At 59.8% G+C, this 18,755-nt stretch carries 11 protein-coding genes; 7 read left to right on the top strand and 4 right to left on the bottom strand.

Annotation, left to right across the window (positions count from 1 at the left end; all coding sequences use genetic code 11):
- Positions 1–154 precede the first annotated feature (154 nt).
- Both ACFSDX_RS06280 and clpB read left to right on the top strand, forming a co-directional pair.
- Positions 155–1,471, top strand: a complete 1,317-nt coding sequence (locus ACFSDX_RS06280; protein WP_382312385.1) for a hypothetical protein — start codon at positions 155–157, stop codon at positions 1,469–1,471.
- 145 nt (positions 1,472–1,616) lie between these two features.
- Entirely contained in the window at positions 1,617–4,226 is a 2,610-nt protein-coding gene (gene clpB, locus ACFSDX_RS06275) for an ATP-dependent chaperone ClpB (RefSeq protein ID WP_382312384.1), read from the top strand.
- 72 nt (positions 4,227–4,298) lie between these two features.
- Here clpB and ACFSDX_RS06270 read toward each other — a convergent pair whose 3' ends face one another.
- The 3 genes from ACFSDX_RS06270 to ACFSDX_RS06260 form a co-directional block, all read right to left on the bottom strand.
- Positions 4,299–5,216, bottom strand: a complete 918-nt coding sequence (locus ACFSDX_RS06270) for a hypothetical protein (RefSeq protein WP_382312383.1) — start codon at positions 5,214–5,216, stop codon at positions 4,299–4,301.
- Positions 5,217–5,428: 212 nt separating this feature from the next.
- Positions 5,429–7,078: a RagB/SusD family nutrient uptake outer membrane protein gene (locus ACFSDX_RS06265; protein ID WP_382312382.1), complete on the bottom strand. Its 1,650-nt coding sequence runs from the start codon at positions 7,076–7,078 to the stop codon at positions 5,429–5,431.
- Between the two features lie 42 nt (positions 7,079–7,120).
- Positions 7,121–10,081 carry a SusC/RagA family TonB-linked outer membrane protein gene (locus ACFSDX_RS06260; RefSeq protein ID WP_382312381.1) on the bottom strand — a complete coding sequence of 987 codons (2,961 nt, stop codon included), beginning with the start codon at positions 10,079–10,081 and terminating at the stop codon, positions 7,121–7,123.
- Positions 10,082–10,948: 867 nt separating this feature from the next.
- On the opposite strand from ACFSDX_RS06260, the gene ACFSDX_RS06255 reads away from it, so the two are divergent.
- The 3 genes from ACFSDX_RS06255 (at position 10,949) to ACFSDX_RS06245 (ending at position 15,937) form a co-directional block, all read left to right on the top strand.
- The gene (locus tag ACFSDX_RS06255) at positions 10,949–12,214 is read left to right on the top strand and encodes a DUF6020 family protein (RefSeq protein ID WP_382312380.1); all 1,266 of its coding nucleotides are present in this window, start codon (positions 10,949–10,951) and stop codon (positions 12,212–12,214) included.
- Positions 12,215–12,707: 493 nt separating this feature from the next.
- A complete protein-coding gene (locus ACFSDX_RS06250; protein ID WP_382312379.1) occupies positions 12,708–13,313 on the top strand; it encodes a HupE/UreJ family protein in 606 nt (201 codons plus the stop codon).
- A gap of 182 nt (positions 13,314–13,495) precedes the next feature.
- Positions 13,496–15,937, top strand: a complete 2,442-nt coding sequence (locus tag ACFSDX_RS06245; RefSeq protein ID WP_382312378.1) for a M1 family metallopeptidase — start codon at positions 13,496–13,498, stop codon at positions 15,935–15,937.
- Between the two features lie 77 nt (positions 15,938–16,014).
- On the opposite strand, the gene ACFSDX_RS06240 is transcribed toward ACFSDX_RS06245, so the two are convergent.
- Positions 16,015–16,662 (bottom strand): TetR/AcrR family transcriptional regulator, encoded by a 648-nt coding sequence (locus ACFSDX_RS06240; RefSeq protein ID WP_382312377.1) that lies wholly within the window; start codon positions 16,660–16,662, stop codon positions 16,015–16,017.
- Between the two features lie 483 nt (positions 16,663–17,145).
- Here ACFSDX_RS06240 and ACFSDX_RS06235 point away from each other — a divergent pair, with 483 nt between their 5' ends.
- Positions 17,146–17,937, top strand: coding sequence for an oxygenase MpaB family protein (locus ACFSDX_RS06235; protein ID WP_382312376.1), 792 nt, complete (start codon positions 17,146–17,148; stop codon positions 17,935–17,937).
- A gap of 162 nt (positions 17,938–18,099) precedes the next feature.
- Positions 18,100–18,750, top strand: a complete 651-nt coding sequence (locus ACFSDX_RS06230; RefSeq protein ID WP_382312375.1) for a (2Fe-2S)-binding protein — start codon at positions 18,100–18,102, stop codon at positions 18,748–18,750.
- Positions 18,751–18,755 lie beyond the last annotated feature (5 nt).

Raw genomic sequence — 18,755 nt, 5'->3', positions numbered from 1 at the left:
TTGGGAACTAGTAGTTTTGCCGTAGCTTGCGGCCGAACGTTAACGAAGGTGCAACTTCCACTGCTAGAGAGGATATAAGTTGCAAACTCACTCTTGCTCAGAGGATATAATCCAGTATACTTGATAGCGTCCTACACTCTCTTTTTTAATTGTTATGGCAGAAATAGATAATTCGATTCTGGATGGCCAACCTCAGGCGAACGGCTCTGAAGTAAAGCTGAAGAAGCTTAAGGCTGCACCGAAGAAAACTGCCTCTACATCAAACAAAGCTAGTGCGCCAAAAAAGAGCGAAGTAAAGCCTACAAACAAAGGTGGCAAAACTGCTAAAAAAGAGCCGCAAGAGAAAGAGAAGAGAATTAAGGTTCAAAGAAGTTTTCCTGCCACAACGTTCGAGAATTCTTTGGAAATAGCTAACGCAATACAAAAATTTGCCGCTGGCCAAAGGGTCAGAAGGCTTACATTGTTTGATTACTTAGGAAAATCGCCTGACAGTGGATTAAGTAGGCAGTTAATTACAAATTCTGCCAGATATAATCTTACCACTGGAGGATATCAGGCGGAATTTATTGAACTGACAGAAGAGGGAAAATTGGTGACAAGTTCAGAGGTTTCTGATTCTGAGAAGATAACAGCAGAATTTAAGTTAGCGATACAAAGTATAAAGCCATTTAATTCTATTTACGAACAGTATAAGAATAGCAAGCTTCCTTCTCCCAATGTTATAAAGGATTTTTTGGTTGATGGAGGGTACTTGCTAAATGAAGTTAGCGAATGTGTTGATACGTTCATTGTAAATGCAAAATATATAGGAGTTTTAAAATTGCTTTCAGGAACGGAAAGGTTAGTTCCTATAGAATCTATTCTAGAGGAGTTATCCAAAAATGGTCATTCAGTAAGAGTAATTGAAAAATCTTCGGATTTAGTACCCACTTCAAATGTTGCGAATCCTGTAATCGTTGACCTAAAATCTGCTACTACTTGGGATACTACTTGTTTTTATATTACTCCTATAGGTGAAGATGGTTCTGAACATCGTCAGCATTCTGATTTATTCTTGGAATCTATTGTAGTTCCTGCTTTGCAGGAATTTAATTTAACTGTGGTGAGGGCCGACCAAATTGGTAAGCCCGGTATGATTACGTCACAGATTATAGAGCACATAATAAAGTCTAAGCTTGTTATTGCTGACTTATCATTTCATAATCCTAATGTGTTCTATGAAATAGCTATTAGGCACGCATGTAGAATGCCTACAGTTCAAATAATCAGGAAAAGCGATAGGATACCATTTGATTTGACTCAGATTAGAACAATTCAAATAGATACAAGCAGTATCTATAGCCTTGTTCCTCAAATCGAGGTTTATAAGTCTTACATAGCAGTACAGGTGAGAAGTGCATTGGCAAATCCTGAGTCTGTGGATACACCTATGTCACCTTTTTATTCGGCAATAAAAGAAGCTCTTGGTTAATTTCACTGACTTTTTTTCATCATTTCTTAGGTATTTTGCTTAAAATGCCGCCAAAAAGTCCGCTTTCTCACCCTAGCCCCACGTTTGTTAGTACCCTCGTACAATCTTCCTAACCCGAAGCACCTACCGAGAACTTAGCAAACCAATGGACTTTAAAAACTTCACTATAAAGGCGCAGGAGGCCGTGCAGAAGGCCACCGAGATGGCCGGCGCCAACCAGCAGCAGGCCATCGAAACGGGCCACCTGCTGAAGGCTTTATTACAGAACGACGAGAACACGCTGGCTTTCCTGGGTAAGAAGGTGGGCGCCAACCTGGCTAACCTCGGCCAGCGGCTCGATGCCCTCGTGGCGGCCTACCCCAAGGTGAGCGGCGGCTCGCCCTACCTGGCCAACGAGGCGGCCAACGCCGTGCAGCGCGCCAACACCCAGATGAAGGACATGGGCGACGAGTTTGTGTCCGTCGAGCACCTGCTGCTGGGCATCCTGGGCGGCAAAGACAGCGTGGCTAGCCTGCTCAAAGACAACGGCTTTACGGAGAAGGACCTGAAAGCCGCCATCCAGGAGCTGCGCGGGGGCCGCAAGGTCACCAGCCAAACCGCCGAGGAGCAGTACCAAAGCCTGAACCGCTACGCCATCAACCTGAACGAGCGCGTGCGCCAGGGCAAGATGGACCCCGTAATTGGGCGCGACGAGGAAATTCGCCGCGTGCTCCAGATTTTGAGTCGCCGCACCAAGAACAACCCCGTGCTGCTCGGCGAGCCCGGCGTGGGCAAAACCGCCATTGCCGAGGGCCTGGCCCAGCGCATCGTGGCCGGCGACGTGCCCGAAAACCTGCGCGACCGCACCCTGATGAGCCTCGACCTGGGCCTGCTCATCGCGGGGGCCAAGTACAAGGGCGAATTTGAGGAGCGCCTCAAGGCCGTTATCAAGGAAGTGACCGACTCAGAGGGGCAGATTATTCTGTTCATCGACGAGATTCATACCCTGATTGGGGCCGGCGCGGGCGGCGAGGGTGCCATGGACGCCGCCAACCTGCTCAAGCCCGCCCTGGCGCGCGGCGAGCTGCACGCCATCGGGGCCACCACGCTCAAGGAATACCAGAAATACATCGAGAAAGACAAGGCATTGGAGCGTCGCTTTCAGGCCGTACTGGTGGATGAGCCGACCGTGCCCGACGCTATCAGCATCCTGCGCGGCATCAAGGAAAAGTACGAGTTGCACCACGGCGTGCGCATCACCGACGACGCCGTGATTGCGGCCGTGGAGCTGAGCAGCCGCTACATCACCGACCGCTTTTTGCCCGACAAGGCCATCGACCTCATGGACGAGGCCGCTGCCAAGCTGCGCATCGAGCTGAACTCCATGCCCGTGGAGCTCGACGAAATTCAGCGCCGCATGATGCAGCTGGAGATTGAGCGCGAGGCCATCCGGCGCGAAGACAACCACGACCGCGAGGCCGTGCTGAGCAAGGAGCTGGCCGAGCTGGGCACCCAGCGCGACGAGTTGAAAGCCAAGTGGGAAGGCGAAAAATCCGTCCTCACCGGCATCCAGACCGAGAAGGAGAACATCGAGCGCTTCAAGACCGAAGCCGAGCAGGCCGAGCGCCAGGGCGACTACGGCCGCGTGGCGGAGCTGCGCTACGGCAAAATCCAGGAAGCCGAGCAGAAGCTCAAGACCTTGCAGGACGAGGCCAACGCCACCAAAGACGGCGGCGGGATGCTGCAAGAAGTGGTGACCAGCGAGGACATCGCCGAGGTAGTGGCCAAGTGGACCGGTATCCCGATGAGCAAAATGCTGCAATCGGACCGCGACAAGCTGCTCAACCTCGAAGCCGAGCTGGGCAAGCGCGTGGCCGGCCAGAGCGAGGCCATCGCCGCCATTTCGGATGCCGTGCGCCGCTCGCGCGCCGGCCTGCAAGACCCCAAGCGGCCCATCGGCTCGTTTATCTTCCTAGGTACCACCGGGGTAGGTAAAACGGAGCTAGCCAAGGCCCTGGCCGAGTACCTGTTCAACGACGAGAACGCGATGGTGCGCATCGACATGAGCGAGTACCAGGAGCGCCACGCCACCTCGCGCCTCATCGGCGCGCCTCCCGGCTACGTGGGCTACGACGAGGGCGGCCAGCTCACGGAGGCCGTGCGCCGCAAGCCGTACTCGGTGATTCTGCTCGATGAAATCGAAAAGGCGCACCCCGACGTGTTCAACATTCTGCTGCAAGTGCTTGACGATGGACGCCTTACCGACAACAAAGGCCGGGTGGCGAACTTCAAGAACACCATCATCATCATGACCTCGAACACGGGGGCCGACATCATCCAGAAGAACTTCAAGGAGCTGAACGACTACAACCACGAGGAAGTAGTGGACCGCACCCGCGAGGAAGTGGTGGAGCGCCTCAAGCAGCACATGCGCCCCGAGTTCCTGAACCGCATCGACGAAATCGTGATGTTCCAGCCCCTCAAGCGCAAGGAAATCCGCAAGATTGTCGATATCCAGTTCAAGCAGATTCAGCAGCGCCTGCACGAGGCGGGCATCGCCCTCGAAGCCACCGACGAGGTGCTCGACTACCTCGGCGAGCAGGGCTTCGACCCGCAGTTCGGCGCCCGCCCGCTCAAGCGCGTCATTCAGCGCGTCATCCTGAACGAGCTGAGCAAGGAGATTCTCTCCGGCAAAGTATCGAAGGACACCGTGGTAGAAGCCGTGCTGGAGAACGGCGAAGTGCGGTTTGAGAACGTGGAATTGCCGATTGTGTAGGTTATTGGTTTTGAATGGGAAAGCCCCGCTGGCAACGTGCCAGCGGGGCTTTCCTCGTTTCGCAAAAACGGCTTAGCGCTTGGCCCGACGGGCAGCTTTCCGCTCCTGGCGCTCGCGGTAGGCGCGCCCGGCGGCCAAATGCTTAGGCTTAAGTTTAGTGCGAATGGCGGTGGGTAATGGCTTGCCCGCTAGGTAGTCAGTGCGCAGCGCCTCGTACTTGGCGTTGGTGTACGGCGCGTTGTGGATGAACATGTACGCCACGCCGCCCGCCATCAGCGCCAGGCCGGCGGCCACCTGCCCCCCGCCGGGTTTGCTGGTCTGGGGCTGGAGGTAGGGCGAAGGCGTATAATCGGTGTTCGTGCCGCCCGCCATCAGGCGCAGGCCGGGCAAGGCCAACGTCAAGGGTAGCTGCCCAGCAAAGTTTTTGGCCAGAAAAAAGCCCCGCACAATGTCAAGCGTATCCTGCCGGGCCTCGGCCAGCTGCTGGGCCGGGGTGGGGGCGGGTTGGGCGGCCAGGGGCATATCGGATGCGTCGCCGTAGGCGGCCAGCGGGTTGGGGGCAGTGGCCGTGCCGTGCACCGGCGCAAAATTGCCGTGCAGGCGCCGCGTCACGCTGGCCGGCACGTGGCCAGTGGCGGCCAGGTCGCGCAGCAGCTGCCGCTCGCGGCCGGGCCGGAACTGAATCCGCTTCTTCACACCCAGCAGCAGAAAAGCCGAGCCCGCCACCACGCCGGGCGTCCAGATGCCCGCGCTGGTAGTTTGCTGGGCCGGTAGGGTAGACGCCAGAATACCGGCCGTGCCGAAGGCCAGCCAGCCGGTGCCGCCACCCCGCCGGCTGCGAAACAGCTCGTGCACGGCACGGGCCGTATCGGCGCGGGTGAGGGTAGAGGAAGTATATGGTGCCGAAGTTGAGAAGGTTTGCGCCTGACTAACGGAAAGACGCGTGAGTAAGAATAGAAAGATTCCTAGGTTGCGTAATGATAAAAACATGGCAAAGAGTAGTGTTGCGCAATAAGCAGTTAATAAAGCACTTAGTTGCCGGCAATATACTGCCAGCTGGCTGCACTACGGATTGTTAAAACGATACGCACCGATTACTTTTCACCGCTACGGCCTCTTTTAAAACCAAAAGCGCACCGGCTAGCTGCCAGTGCACTTTTGAATAAAACTAAGAAGTATAAAAAGCCGACTGCGAACTAAGCTTACCGATACCCCTGGTTCTGGGTGAACTCGTTGCCGTTCAGGATGGCATCGAGCTGGCGCTGCGGGATGGGGCGCAGCGTGTGGTAAGCCTGGATGCTGGCGCCCGCCTCGGGGTTGTTGGCCTTCACCCGGTCTACGAGTTGGTTGGTGCGCTTGAGGTCAAACCAGCGCGTTTGCTCGCCGGCCAGTTCGCGGGCGCGCTCGTCGAGGATGAAACTCAGACTCAAATCATTGGCCGTGATGCGCATGTCGGCGACTTTGCTGGGGAGGGCGGCCCGCTCGCGCACGGTGTTGATGAGCGCAACGGCCTGGGGCAGGTTGCCGAGCTTGAACTGGGCTTCGGCGGCTATCAGGTACACGTCGGCTAGGCGGATAACGTAGGCGTCGCGGGCACTTTGCTCCTCCTGAAGCGTGGGGCGGGTGGGGTCGTCAAACTTGCGCAGGCACACGTACTGCAAGCGGTTTTTACCGGTGCCGTTGGCGTTGTACATGTCGTTGGTGTCGAAGATGCGGTACTTTTTGCTGGCCCGCACCGTGGCCGAAACGGCCCGCTTGGTGGCCACAATGGCCGTGTCGCCCACGGCTATGCGGTTAGGCGTAGTTACGGCCGTGTTAGCAAACCACACCGTTTTGAAGGTAGCCGCGTAGCGCGAGTCCTTGGTTTCGTCGAACAGGCTGAGCAGGTAGCGCGAGGGCATGAAGCGGTTGAAGGGGCGGCCGTTGGCGATGTCGCGCACCATGCCGGGCTGGTCGTCGTATTTCATCAACCAGAGCAGGTGGCCGTTGTTGCCGCCCCGCGAGTGGCCGTCGGGGTAGAGCGTGGCGTCTACGCGGTCGTTGAGGGTCAATTCTTTCGAGTAATTCACGGCCCACAGAATCTCTTTATTCTCTAGGTTGGTCATCGACCACAGGCTGGCGTAGCTGGGCTGCAAGGCGTAGCTGTAGCCGGAAATGACCTTCTGCGCCAGCGCAGCGGCCTGCTGGTTGTCGCCCCGCGTGAGGTACATCTTGGCCAAAAACGCTTCGGCGGCGGGCTTGGTCACGCGGCCGTAGTCGGCGGTGGTCACGGGCAGGTTGGCCACGGCGATGGTCAAGTCCTCAAAAATCTGCTTGTAAAAGGTCTCGACGGGCGTGCGGTTGGCGGTGGTTTGCACGCCGTTGGTTTCGGTGGTGGTGAAGTGCACGCCGCCCCACGATTCCACGATGTGCCAATAGTAGAAGGCTCGCAGAAAGCGCAGCTCGCCTTCGCGCACTGTTTGTTGCGGGGCGGTCAGGCCCGACGTGCCCACGCGGCTGATGCCGGCGTTGCAGACGTTGATGGCCGTGTAGAGCTTGCCCCACACGCTTTCCACGGCTCGCGAGCTCGATTGCAAGGTGGTGTAGTCGGTGAGGTCGGGGTTGACGTCGCCGGCCCCGCGCAGCCACAGGTCGGTGCCCATTTCCGACATGCTGAAGCCGTCTTCCTTGCCGTACCACCAGCGGGTGTAGGAGTAGGCGGCCGTGACGAGGCTCTCGAAACCCGCCGGCGTACTGTACACGGCGTCGGCGGTGAGGCCCGAGGGATTGTATTCCTCCAGCTGCTTTTCGCAGGAGGTCAAGATGGCTAGCGCGCAGGCGGCCAGCCCTAGGGTAATGCGTGGGAATTTCATGGATAGTATAGTGCGAAACGACTGAAAAAGAACGACCTAGGCTTAGAAGCCAATGTTGACACCGGCCGTGACTACGCGCGGAATGGGCGTGGTAATGGCACCGGCGCGTTCGGGGTCGTAGTTGTCGATGTGGCTGAGGGTGAGTAGGTTTTTGCCCTGCACGTAGAAGCGCGCCGAGCTAAAAGCCTTGCCCAGCCAGGCGGCCGGCAGGTTGTAGCCCAGCGTCACGGCGCGCAGCTTGGCATACGAGCCATCGCGGTAGCCGAGGGTGGTGCCGAAGAGGCCGTTTTGCAGCGTGCTCTTCGACTGGCTGGCATCGGGCCTAGGGTAGTCGTTGGAGGGGTTTTCGGGCGTCCAGTAGTTTTGGCGCGAGCTGTTTTCGATGCCCTGGGGGTCAAAAATCTGGGCGTACTCGTAGTTCAGCATCTGCCCGATGCGGGCAAACACCTGCACCGAAAAGTCGAAGCCTTTGTAGCTGACGTCGCTGCTGAGGCTGCCGCTCCAGCTGGGCACTGCCGAGCCCAGCACGCGCCGGTCGTTGGCGGCCGTGATGCGGCCGTCGCCGTCCAGGTCCTTCACCTTGATTTGGCCGGGCTTCTGGCCGAACGTTTTGGCAGCGTCCACCTCACTGGTTTGCCAGATGCCGACCTTCTCGTAGTCGTAGAACACGCGCACCGGCGAGCCGATAAACAGGCCGTTGGTAATGTCGTTGTTGCTGGTACCTAGGGCCAGAATTTCTTCCTTGTTCTTGAACCAGGTCAGGCCCACGTTCCAGCGCAGGTTTTCGGAGTCCACCACGCGGGCGTTCACGCCGACCTCAACGCCGCGGTTGCGGGTTTCGCCAATGTTCTGGGTGATGAACGACACACCTGACGTCAGGGGCAGGAAGCGGTTGAGCAGCAAGTCGCTGGTGTGGGTGTCGTATACATCGACCGAGCCCGTGAGGCGGTTGTTGAAGAAGCCAAAATCGAGGCCCACGTTCTTAGTCAGCGAAATTTCCCACCCTAGGTCGGGGTTGCCGATGCGGTTGGCGAAGGTGTAGCCCGCCGCGCCCGTTTCGCCGAACGCGAACGGAATGCGCGAAAGCAGGCTCTGCGACGAGTACGCCGGCACGTCGTAGTTGCCGGCGCGGCCGTAGCTCACGCGCAGCTTCAGGTCGGTCACGGCCGTGAGGTCCTTCATAAAGCGCTCGTCGATGATGCGCCAGGCCACGGCGGCCGACGGGAAGAACGAGCCCTTGTTGCCCTTCGCTAGCTTCGACGAGCGGTCCTCGCGGCCAGTCAACGTGAGCAGGTAGCGGCCCTTGTAGCCGTACTGCACGCGGCCCGTAAACGAAATCAGCTTGCTATCGACGTAGGCGCTGTTGATGCCGACCTGTTGGTTGGCATTGGCCAGGGCGAAGTACTGCTGGTAGGCCAGCAGCTGGTTACGGCCCTGGGCATTAGAGTTTTCGGTGTTGAAGGTGAGCAGCGACGTCACGCCCGTGGCCGATATCGAGTGGTCGCCAAAGGTCTTGTTGTAGTTCAGGATGTTCTCCCAGCTCCAGTTGGTGTCGAACTGCGTGCCGTACGACGACTGCGCCACCTGGCCGTTGCGGTCCAGCGAATACTGCCCCTGGTAGATGCCGGTGCGGCCGTTGGAAAGCGTGAGGCCCAGGTTGGAGCGGAAGTTCAGGCTCGGTAGAATCTGGTAGCTGACGTAGGCCGTGGAGAAGGTACGGGTGGTGCGGCTGTTGTTAGCGTAGTTGCCCTCCTGCTCATCAGCCAGCGGGTTGAGGGCCGCCTGGTTGTTGGGGTACAGCACCAGCGTGCCGTCAGCGGCGTAGGGCGAGGTCAGCGGCGTGATTTTGTTGGCTTGGTTGGTGGGGTCGCGCCGCACGTTCTGGTTGTAGTACGTGAGTTGGTTTTGCAGCCCGATGCGCACCTTGTCGTTCAGCGCCTGGTCGATGTTGGCCCGAAACGAGTAGCGGTGCAGGTCGTCTTTGCGAAACAAGCCCTGCTCGTTGTAGTAGTCGCCCGAGAGGTAAAACTTGGTTTTCTCCGAGCCGCCCGAGATGCTCAGCTGGTGCTCTTGCTGCACGCCGTGGCGCAGTAGCAGGTCGGCCCAATTGGTGCTGGTGCCGTCGGCAATGGCTTGCAGCTCCAGGTTGGTAAAAATCTTGGCGTCGTCGGTCGGGCTGCTCCAGAGGCCGGTGGTGCGGTTGGCCTCGCGCTTCTGCGCCACGTACTCGGCCGCGTTGTTTACCTTGGGGTAGAAGACCTTATCGGTGCTGCCGTAGTACGAGTTGATGTTGACGCGGGTCTTGCCCGCGGCGCCCTTCTTAGTCGTCACGATGATAACGCCATTGGCCCCGCGCGCGCCGTAGATGGCTGTGGAGGCGGCATCCTTGAGCACCTCCATGCCGGCGATGTCGTTGGGGTTGATGTCCTGGATGGAGTTGTACTGCACCCCATCCACGATAAACAGCGGCCCGTTGCTGGCATTAATCGAGCGGTTGCCGCGCACCGTAATGTTCACCGGCGCCCCGGCCGAGCCGCCGGCACTCACAATGTCCACGCCCGGCAGCTTGCCCTGAAGCGATTCCATGACGTTGGCCACGGGCACCTTCTTGAGGTCCTCCTCCTTCACCGACACGATGGAGCCCGTCACGTCGCTCTTCTTCACCTGCCCGTAGCCGATAACGACCACGTCGTCCAGCGCTTTTTCGTCCGACTTGAGGCTGACCTTCAGGTTGGTTTGCGTGCCGACATTGATAGTCTGCGTCGCAAAACCGATGTAGCTAATGGTGAGCACCACGTTGCCGCCGGCCGGGATATTCAGCGCGAAGCGGCCGTCGGGGTCGGTGGTGGCACCTAGGGTCGTGTTTTGCACCACCACCGTCACGCCGGGCAGCCCGGCGCCGGCGTCATCCAGTATTTGCCCGGTTAGTGGCCGGGTGGTTTGGGCCCAGGCGGGCGCCGCCGCGCACAGCAGCAGGGTAGGGAATAGAAGTTTGGACTTCATATAAACGGGTAGTAGGGTGGGAAAAAGAAGTGCTGGGTGAGCCGCCGCGAGTGTTCCTGCCAGGCAGGCTGCTGAAGAGCTAACGCATTGCTAGTCATTCAACTTGGGCCGCCGCGGGCGCAAGCTGCTAGCAAAGGGCACGACCTTGGGCCGCGCGCCCAGGGCGAGGAGGAAACTGCTGCCTAGGTACCCGCTGGCTTGGGCGCAGCCAGCGGGTGCTTTCGGGCTAAGAGTGTTGTAAAGATGAATTTATATGGAGCGATAACCAAGCTCGGCGGCGTAAAAAAGGCCGGCAACGTTGCCGGCAACGTTGCCGACGAAAAAAAGACCTTCAACCTTACCAACTATCACCCCGCGCGGCGGGCTAGTCAGCCGGGGCCGCACCCCTAACTGCCCGCGTGCTCAGCAGGAACTACCCGGCCATTTTCACGCGCTGCGCAAGCGAGAGAGCTAGGGCCTGGCGCAAATGGGCTCACTAGGTAGGGGGAAGTGACTTTGGGCGCGCTCGTAGTGTCCCGGGTACCGAACGCGGCATTGGTGTGAAAAACACCAGCAGCTTGCGTGAGCAGCTGGCGAAGCTGTTCAGCAGGTGGGCGGGGCAATTTTACGCAGTATCAGCACGGTAAAGGCGAGCCAGTGCCGGTCGAAGCCGTGTAAGATGAGCTAGCGCGAAAGAATGGTAATTGCTATATACTTTCATTAATTTGGAGGTTGCTTTGCTTGACCACATGCTCTACGCTGATGATTTTATCTACTTCCTTAAGCACTAGTAAAACAACCCTAGGGCAGCACCTCTGGCACGCGATGCGCTACGCCGGGCCTTGCTTGCTGGTCTGGGGCGTTTACTTTTTGGCTTTTTACCCTGGCATGATGTCCCGCGACTCGCTCGACCAGTGGCGGGAAGTGACAACCTTTAAGTTCGACGACTGGCACCCGGCGTTCGACTCTTTCGCTTACTGGCTGCTGACGCGGCTCTGGTTTTCGCCCGCCATCATCTGCCTGTTCCAGATGCTGGTTCTGGCCAGCGTGTTTGCCTACGGCATGGGGCAGCTCGAAAAACGCGGCCTGCCCAAGTGGGCGCTGGTAAGCCTGACCCTCTTCTTTAGCTTATTTCCGCTTAATGGTTTCTATGTCAATACGCTCTTCAAGGACGTGCCCTTTGCCATAGCGGTGCTCTTGCTGGCGCTCTTCACGGAGGAGATAGTGGCCTCGCGGGGGGCGTGGCTGGCCACGGCCCGGCACGCCGTGGGCCTGGCCGTGGTGCTGGCGCTGGTCTGGCTCATTCGCCACAACGGCCTGCTCACGTCGGTGGTCACGCTGGGGAGCTTGGCGGTGGTTTATGCCCGGTATCGCAAGCAGCTGGCCCTCATTGCCCTAGGGTGCGGGGCGCTGGTTTTGCTGGTGAAGGGCCCCTTGTACAGCGCCATCCACGTGAACGGCCGCCCCTACGCGCTGGACATCCTGATGGCGCACCAAATGAGCGCGGTGCTGCACGATGGCACGCAGCCCACCGCGCCGGAAAAAGCGGTGCTGGAGCACGTGCTGCCGCTGCCCCTGTGGAAAGCGTACTACAATCCGTTTCAAAGTGATTCGCTGGTTTTCAGCAAAAGCTTCAACTACACCTACCTAGGTTCGGAGGCCGGGCGGCGCGCCTACATGGCCACCTGGGCTAGCCTGGTGCCGCGCAACCTGCCCGCGCTGCTCGCGCACCAAAGCCACGTGTCGGAGCTGGCGTGGCGGCCCGACCACCAGGCGGGTAGCTATACCTACTCCATCCACCCGCTGCTCGATGCCAACGACCAGGGCCTCGCCACGAAGAGTGTGCTGCCGCCCATCCAAACGTTTTTGCTGCGGGCCTACTACTTCTCCCATTCGGTTGGCCTGCTGCGGGCCCTCATCTACCGGCCGGCGCTGTATACCTACCTAAGCCTGCTTTGCGTGGGGCTAAGCGGCTGGCTGCTCCGCGACCGGACGTACTTGCTGGTGCTGGTGCCGCTGCTCAGTATTGTGGGGGGCATCGTTTTGACCGCGCCCGCCCAGCACGTGCGGTACCTGTACCCGTGCTTTCTGCTGGCGCCTTTTTTTGCGGGCTATCTGGTGCTGCACCTCACGCGGCGCCAAGCTCGGGGGTAGGGCTGCCGCTGGGGCCGCGAGGCCGGCCCCGCTCGGTAACGTTGCCGGCAACGATTGCACAAATAAAGGGGCGTGGCCTAAGTAGTTCGGCTGGTGGCGCGAGGTAATATTGGGGGTATTCCTCCCTTTGCTGTGCACCTGCCCGCCCTGTTGCTTCCCATTAGCTGCCTGTTGCGCCGCGGCCCGGCCACCCGCTCTCGGGTGGTGCCGGGCCGCGGGCCGGGTAGGGTGCGCGGCCGTTCTCGCCCGCCCGGTGGCGTGGCCCTAGGTCACCCAGTTGCGGCAAGATACCCTTGGCCAGCAGGCTGCCGGGCCTCGGCCCGGGAGGAGCGGGGGAGGGGCTGAGTACCGAATCAATAGTTGAAAAATGGTGGTGAGTTAATTCCCGTTTGGGGTTGTCTCACTTTGAAAGGGCTGGCTGCTTTGTGGCCAGTCCTTTTTTGGAAACGGCCTCGCCGGCCCAATGCGGCGCTTTGCCCGACATTTGCCCGCGATGTCTGTATTCACCACCTACTTGCAGCTTGGGTTTTGGCACATCTGGAGCTGGCAGGCCACCGACCACCTCACCTTTCTGCTGGCGCTGTGCGCACCCTATGCCCTAGCCGATTGGCGGCGGGTGGTGGCGCTCGTCACGAGCTTCACGCTGGGGCACTCGCTCACGCTAGCGCTGGCCACGCTGGGCATAGTTGGGGTAAACTCGCCCCTGGTCGAAGCCCTGATTCCGGTCACCATCATATTCACGGCGCTGCTCGATATGAAGCAGGCCGGCCGCGCCGATACCCGCCGCCCGGTCCGGCCCACGTCGGTGCTCTGGGCCGCCCCCAATGCGCTCGCGCTCGCCTTTGGCCTCATCCACGGCCTGGGGTTTTCCACTTACTTGCGCTCGCTGCTGGGCGCCAACAGCCGGCCGGTGGTCGAGTTGCTGTCCTTTAACTTAGGCGTCGAGCTGGGGCAATTGCTGGTGGTGAGCATCATTTTGCTGCTCGGGCTGGTGGTGCTGCGCGGTTTTGGGGCCGCCCGGCGCGACTGGGTGCTCACGAGCAGCGGCGCGGCGCTGGGCATTGCGCTGGTGCTGCTGGTGCAGCTCTTGAATGGGTAATGGGCGTAATGGGTGATAGATAATGGGCGTAATGATGGTGTACACCTAATTATTACGCCCATTGCCTATTACCCATTACGCCCATTACGCCCATTACGCCCATTACCCATGCTTTTCCCCGCAACCCCGTTGTAAATTCGCCGACCTTAAGTATTACTTTTCTATTAATCCCCCACTTCTACATGCGTTCTCTACTCCTGGCTGGCTGCCTGGCGTTGGGGTTGGCGCCCAGCGCATTGCGGGCCCAATCTACCAATTCGGGCACCGATAAATTTGCGCAGCTTGGCCCCGAGCTGCCCACGCCCAACTCGTACCGCACCGCCAGCGGCGCGCCCGGCCCGCAGTACTGGCAGCAGCGCGCCGACTACAATATCAAAGTCACGCTCGACGACCAGAAGCAGGCCATAACCGGCTCGGAGACGATTACTTACACTAACCTCTCGCCCGATGTGCTGACCTATTTGTGGGTGCAGCTCGACCAGAACATTCTGGCCAAAAACTCCATCACGGCCGCCACCAACGTGGGCCAGATTACGAGCGGCCGCCTAGGGTTTCAGGATGTCGATAACCAGTTGGCGGTGGCCGAGTTCGACGGCGGCTACAAAATCGCGGCCGTGACCGATGCCAGCGGCAAGCCGCTGAAATACACCATCAATCACACCATGATGCGCATCGACCTGCCCCGCCCCCTAGGGCCCAAGCAGGCGATTTCGTTTGGCGTGAAGTGGAGCTACAACATCAACGACCAGCTGAAAATCAGCGAGCGCAGCGGCTACGAGTACTTTCCGGAAGACAAGAACTACCTCTACGAAATCGCGCAGTTTTACCCCCGCATGGCTGTGTATTCGGACGCCACGGGCTGGCAGAACAAGCAGTTTTTGGGCAACGGTGAGTTTACGCTGCCCTTCGGCGACTACCGCGTGAGCATCACCGCGCCCGCCGACCACGTGGTGGGCGCCACCGGCACCTTGCAGAATGCTGCGCAGGTGCTATCGGCTACCCAAGTGCGCCGCCTAGGTCAGGCTAAGGGTGCCAAGAAGCCAGTGCTCATCGTGAGCCAAGAGGAAGCCACCAAAAACGAAAGCAGCCGCGCCACCGGCACCAAAACCTGGACCTACGCCGCCAAAAACGTGCGCGATTTTGCCTGGTGCTCGTCGCGCAAATTCATTTGGGATGCCATGGAAATCACGCAGAGCGGCAAGCCCGTTTTGTGCATGAGCTACTACCCTAAGGAGGGTAACCCGCTGTGGGGCAAGTACTCTACGGAAGTGGTGGCGCACACCATCAAGACGTATTCGAAGTTCACGATTCCTTACGCCTACCCGGTGGCCATCTCGGTGCACGGGCCGGTGGGCGGCATGGAGTACCCGATGCTGTGCTTTAACGGCGGCCGGCCCGAGAAGGACGGCACCTACTCGGCCGACCGGAAATACGGGATGATTTCGGTGATTATCCACGAAGTGGGCCACAACTTCTTCCCGATGATTGTGAACTCGGACGAGCGGCAGTGGACCTGGATGGACGAGGGCCTCAACACCTTTGTGCAGTACCTGACCGAGCAGGAGTGGGAGCGCAACTACCCCAGCCGCCGCGGCGAGCCGCGCAACATGGTGGACTACATGCGCACCGACAAAACCCTGCAAACCCCGATTATGACCAACTCGGAGTCGGTGTTGCAGTTCGGCAACAACGCCTACGGTAAGCCCGCCACCGCGCTCAACATCCTGCGCGAAACGGTGATGGGCCGCGAGCTGTTCGACTACGCCTTCAAAACCTACGCCACCCGCTGGGCCTACAAGCACCCCGAGCCGGCCGACTTTTTCCGCACCATGGAAGACGCTTCAGCCGTGGACCTCGACTGGTTCTGGCGCGGCTGGTTCTACACCACCGACCGCGTCGATATTTCGCTCGATGCCGTGAAAGCCTACAAGCCTAATACCAAAAACCCCGGCCTCGAAAACGCCCGGCTGCAGAACGAGCGCCAGGGCCAGGTGCCCAGCATCTCGGCCCAGCGCAACGCCACTGACCTCAAATCGACGCTCGTGGACGAGAAGCCCGACCTCAAGGACTTCTATAACAACTACGACCCGCTGGCCGTGACCGAGGCCGACAAGCAGCGCTACTTCCAGTACCTAAGCACCCTCACGCCTCAGCAGCAGCAGCGCCTCAATGGCAACCTCAACTTCTACGAGCTGAACCTGCACAACGTGGGCGGCCTGGTGATGCCCGTAGTCATCCAAATGACCTACGACGACGGCGCACAGGAGCTGACGACCATTCCGGCTGAAATCTGGCGCAAAAACAACGAGCAGGTAAGCAAAATTATCATCACGCCCAAGAACGTGGTGTCGTTTGTGGTGGACCCCTACCAGCAAACGGCCGATACCGACTTGAGCAACAACTCGTTTCCGCGCCAGGCGGCGCCCACACGCTTCGAGCTGTTTCAGCAGGGCGTAGCCGGCGGCCGCCCGCCCCTCAACCCCATGCAGCAGGCGGCCACTACCCAGGCCACGCCGGGCACCACCAACGCGCCCGCGCCGGCCTCGCCACTGGAGCGCCGCGAGAACAAGCCTAACCCTGACGCGCGGCCGGCCCGACCAGCCGGCACTAACGGCACCCGATAGGCGAAAAATCAAGTACTAAAAAAGCGCCAGCCGGCTTCGGCTGGCGCTTTTTTGTGGAACGCAGCGGGTGCCAGCCGTTAATAGTAAGGCGGGGCCTCTTGGAGCCGCCGGATGACGTAGGCGCCGGCCGGGGTGGTGAGGCTGGCCAAAAACCGGCTGAGCTGGCCATAGTAGGTTTCGGCCAGCTCGGCGGTAGAGCGCGCGAGTATCAGCTGCTGGTCGGCTTGCTGTAGCCAGTGCTGCGCCAGTGCTTCTACTGCTAGGTCCGTGCGGTAGAGGCCTTCGCGCATGCCCCGGTGCATGTTAGCTTGCAAGTGGTCGAGCATAAAGTCTGTGCGGTTGCGCTGGATATATTGCCACACCGTGGGGTAATGCACCTCCAGTTCTTGGAAGAACAGCGTGCGCGTGTCTTGCATGGTTTGCTGCAAAAAGCGGCGCATGGCCAGCAGCTCTTCCACGGCATTGCTGCTCTCTTCGCGCTGCTGCCCTAGGTTGTGGTGAATGTGCTGCAAATGCTTTTCCAGCACGGCCTGCACCAGCACGGGCTTGCCGGCCGGAAAGTGCCGCTCGATGGCGCCCACCGGCATTCGCAGGCTAAAGGCGATGTCGCTGAGCGAAACGGCTTCGATACCCCGTTCGAAATACAGCGCCTGGGCCGCCGCCACAATGCGCGGGTACTCATAGCGGGTTTGCTGGGGGGAGTAGCTAAGCAGAAAATCAGACATGGCGGACGGGTGAGAAATTGCCAGAAAACGGTAGTGCCGTACCTAGCAAAGGTGGGGTTAGGTGCGGCTGGTCGGTGCAAAGAGAACGTCCTCGCGGCCCATTTATGCTACGGATTCCCCGCGGCTACCGATATATGCCGCCCGACAGGCAAGTTCTGACGACTGGCCAACTTGCGCCCCGCGGGCTTGCTGCTGCCTCAGTAGCGCCGCGAGTCGCTAGTAGCTAGCCGCCACCAGCAGTACCCCTAGGGTAGGCGAGGAGCACGAAAAAGCTTGGTATAAGAAGCAGCTTGAGGTAGCTGTGTCCACCTAGGCCCACTCGTCTTTGCGAGGGCTGATACTGGGCAGGCGTTTCAATACTAGCAAGATTAAAGTCCCTGGCACAGTAGCAAGCGAGCCCCATTAGCCTTAGCTTTGTATTGCAAAGTTCTTTTAAAATATATTTATCGGCACTTCTTGCCGCTGCCCGCTTGTTCTAACGCTATGGAGTATTTCGTTAAACCCGATTCCGTCGTGCGCCGCATCTGGAGCAAGGCCGACACGGTGCTGTTCATCTTCGCCGGCTCGGCGGCCGAGTTTGCCCTCAACAAAGCCGTAGACTGGCTCTACTTCACCGGCAAGCTGCCGGCCGACCCCCTAGGGCGGCTGTTCTCGACGGTGGAATATGCGCGGCGCATCGTGTTTGCCGAGCGGGCGGCGGCCGAGCACGCCATCGATACCATCGTGGGCATCCACGCGGCGGTGGAGGCCAAGCGCGGCATGCGCATCCCCGACTGGGCGTACCGCGACGTGCTGTTTATGCTCACCGCGTATTCCATCAGCGTGTTTGAAGCCATCGAGCGGCCCCTCACGGCCGCCGAAAAGGAGGAAATCGTGGACGTTTTCTACCGCATGGGTGCGCGCATGGGCATCCCGGAGGTGCCCGCTACCTACGCGGCGTGGCAGCAGGCCCGCCAGGCGCACCTGGAAAACGACTTGGTAGTCAGCAGCTACACCACCGACCTCTACCGGCAGTACCGGCGCCACCTAGGGGCGTTTCGCTACGGGCTGGTGCTGCAGGCGCAGCAGTTTGTGGTGCCGCCCCGCGTGCGCGAACTGCTGCACTTGGGGCGCTGGTCGTGGCTGCCGCTGGCGCTGCCCGTGTACCGGCCCACGCAGCACTTGGCGCTGGGCCGCTGGGCGCGCGCTTCGCTGATGCCCCTTAAATACCGGGCGCAGATTTTGGCCTTGGATGGGCAGCCGGCTGTGGCAGCGCCCGCCTTGCAGGCGCAGTAGTGGGGGCGTAGTCAGCGCGTGCCGGCGTAGCTGTCGAGGTAAAACCATATAGAGTTACGTATTGATTAGAAGCTTTTTAGATTAGTATTTTTTAGGGTGAATGATGGCCGGTAGCTGGGGCTTTCGCGTAGATATAAACCACTTCACTACGCGCTATTTCTGATGTCTACTCCTGACGACCAACTCCCCGACGCGGCCGGGACACCTGCGGGCGGCCCTTCACGCCGCTCTTTTCTTAAGCAAAGCGGCGGCATCCTGGGTTTTGCCCTAGCCCCGCCCATCGCCAGCCAGGCCGAAGCGCTGGCCGACAAGCTGGCCCCCGCCAGCCCCATCGTATCGGGCGCCAGCCCCATGACCCTCAACATCAACGGCCAGGCCAAAAGCCTGCGCCTGGAGCCCCGCACCACGCTGCTCGACGCCCTGCGCGAGTATATGGACCTGACCGGCACCAAAAAAGGCTGCGACCACGGCCAGTGCGGCGCCTGCACCGTGCTCGTCGATGGCCGCCGCGTCAATGCCTGCCTGACCCTGGCCGTGATGAGCCAGGGCAAGCAAATAACCACCATCGAGGGCCTGGCCAAGGGCGATGCGCTGCACCCCATGCAGGAAGCGTTTCTCAAGCACGACGGCTTCCAGTGCGGCTACTGCACGCCGGGCCAAATCATGTCGGGCGTGGCCTGCGTGAAGGAGGGCCACGCCACCACCGACGACCAGGCCCGCGAGTGGATGAGCGGCAACCTCTGCCGCTGCGGCGCCTACCCCAATATTCTGGCTGCCGTGCGCGAAGTAGCTGGCCAACAAGCAAAAGGCTAATTCCC

The organism is Hymenobacter bucti (assembly GCF_042681145.1).
GTDB classification, from domain to species: Bacteria; Bacteroidota; Bacteroidia; order Cytophagales; family Hymenobacteraceae; genus Hymenobacter; species Hymenobacter bucti.
Note: the sequence above shows the minus strand (reverse complement) of the source record. Positions and strands in the feature narration are given on the sequence as shown.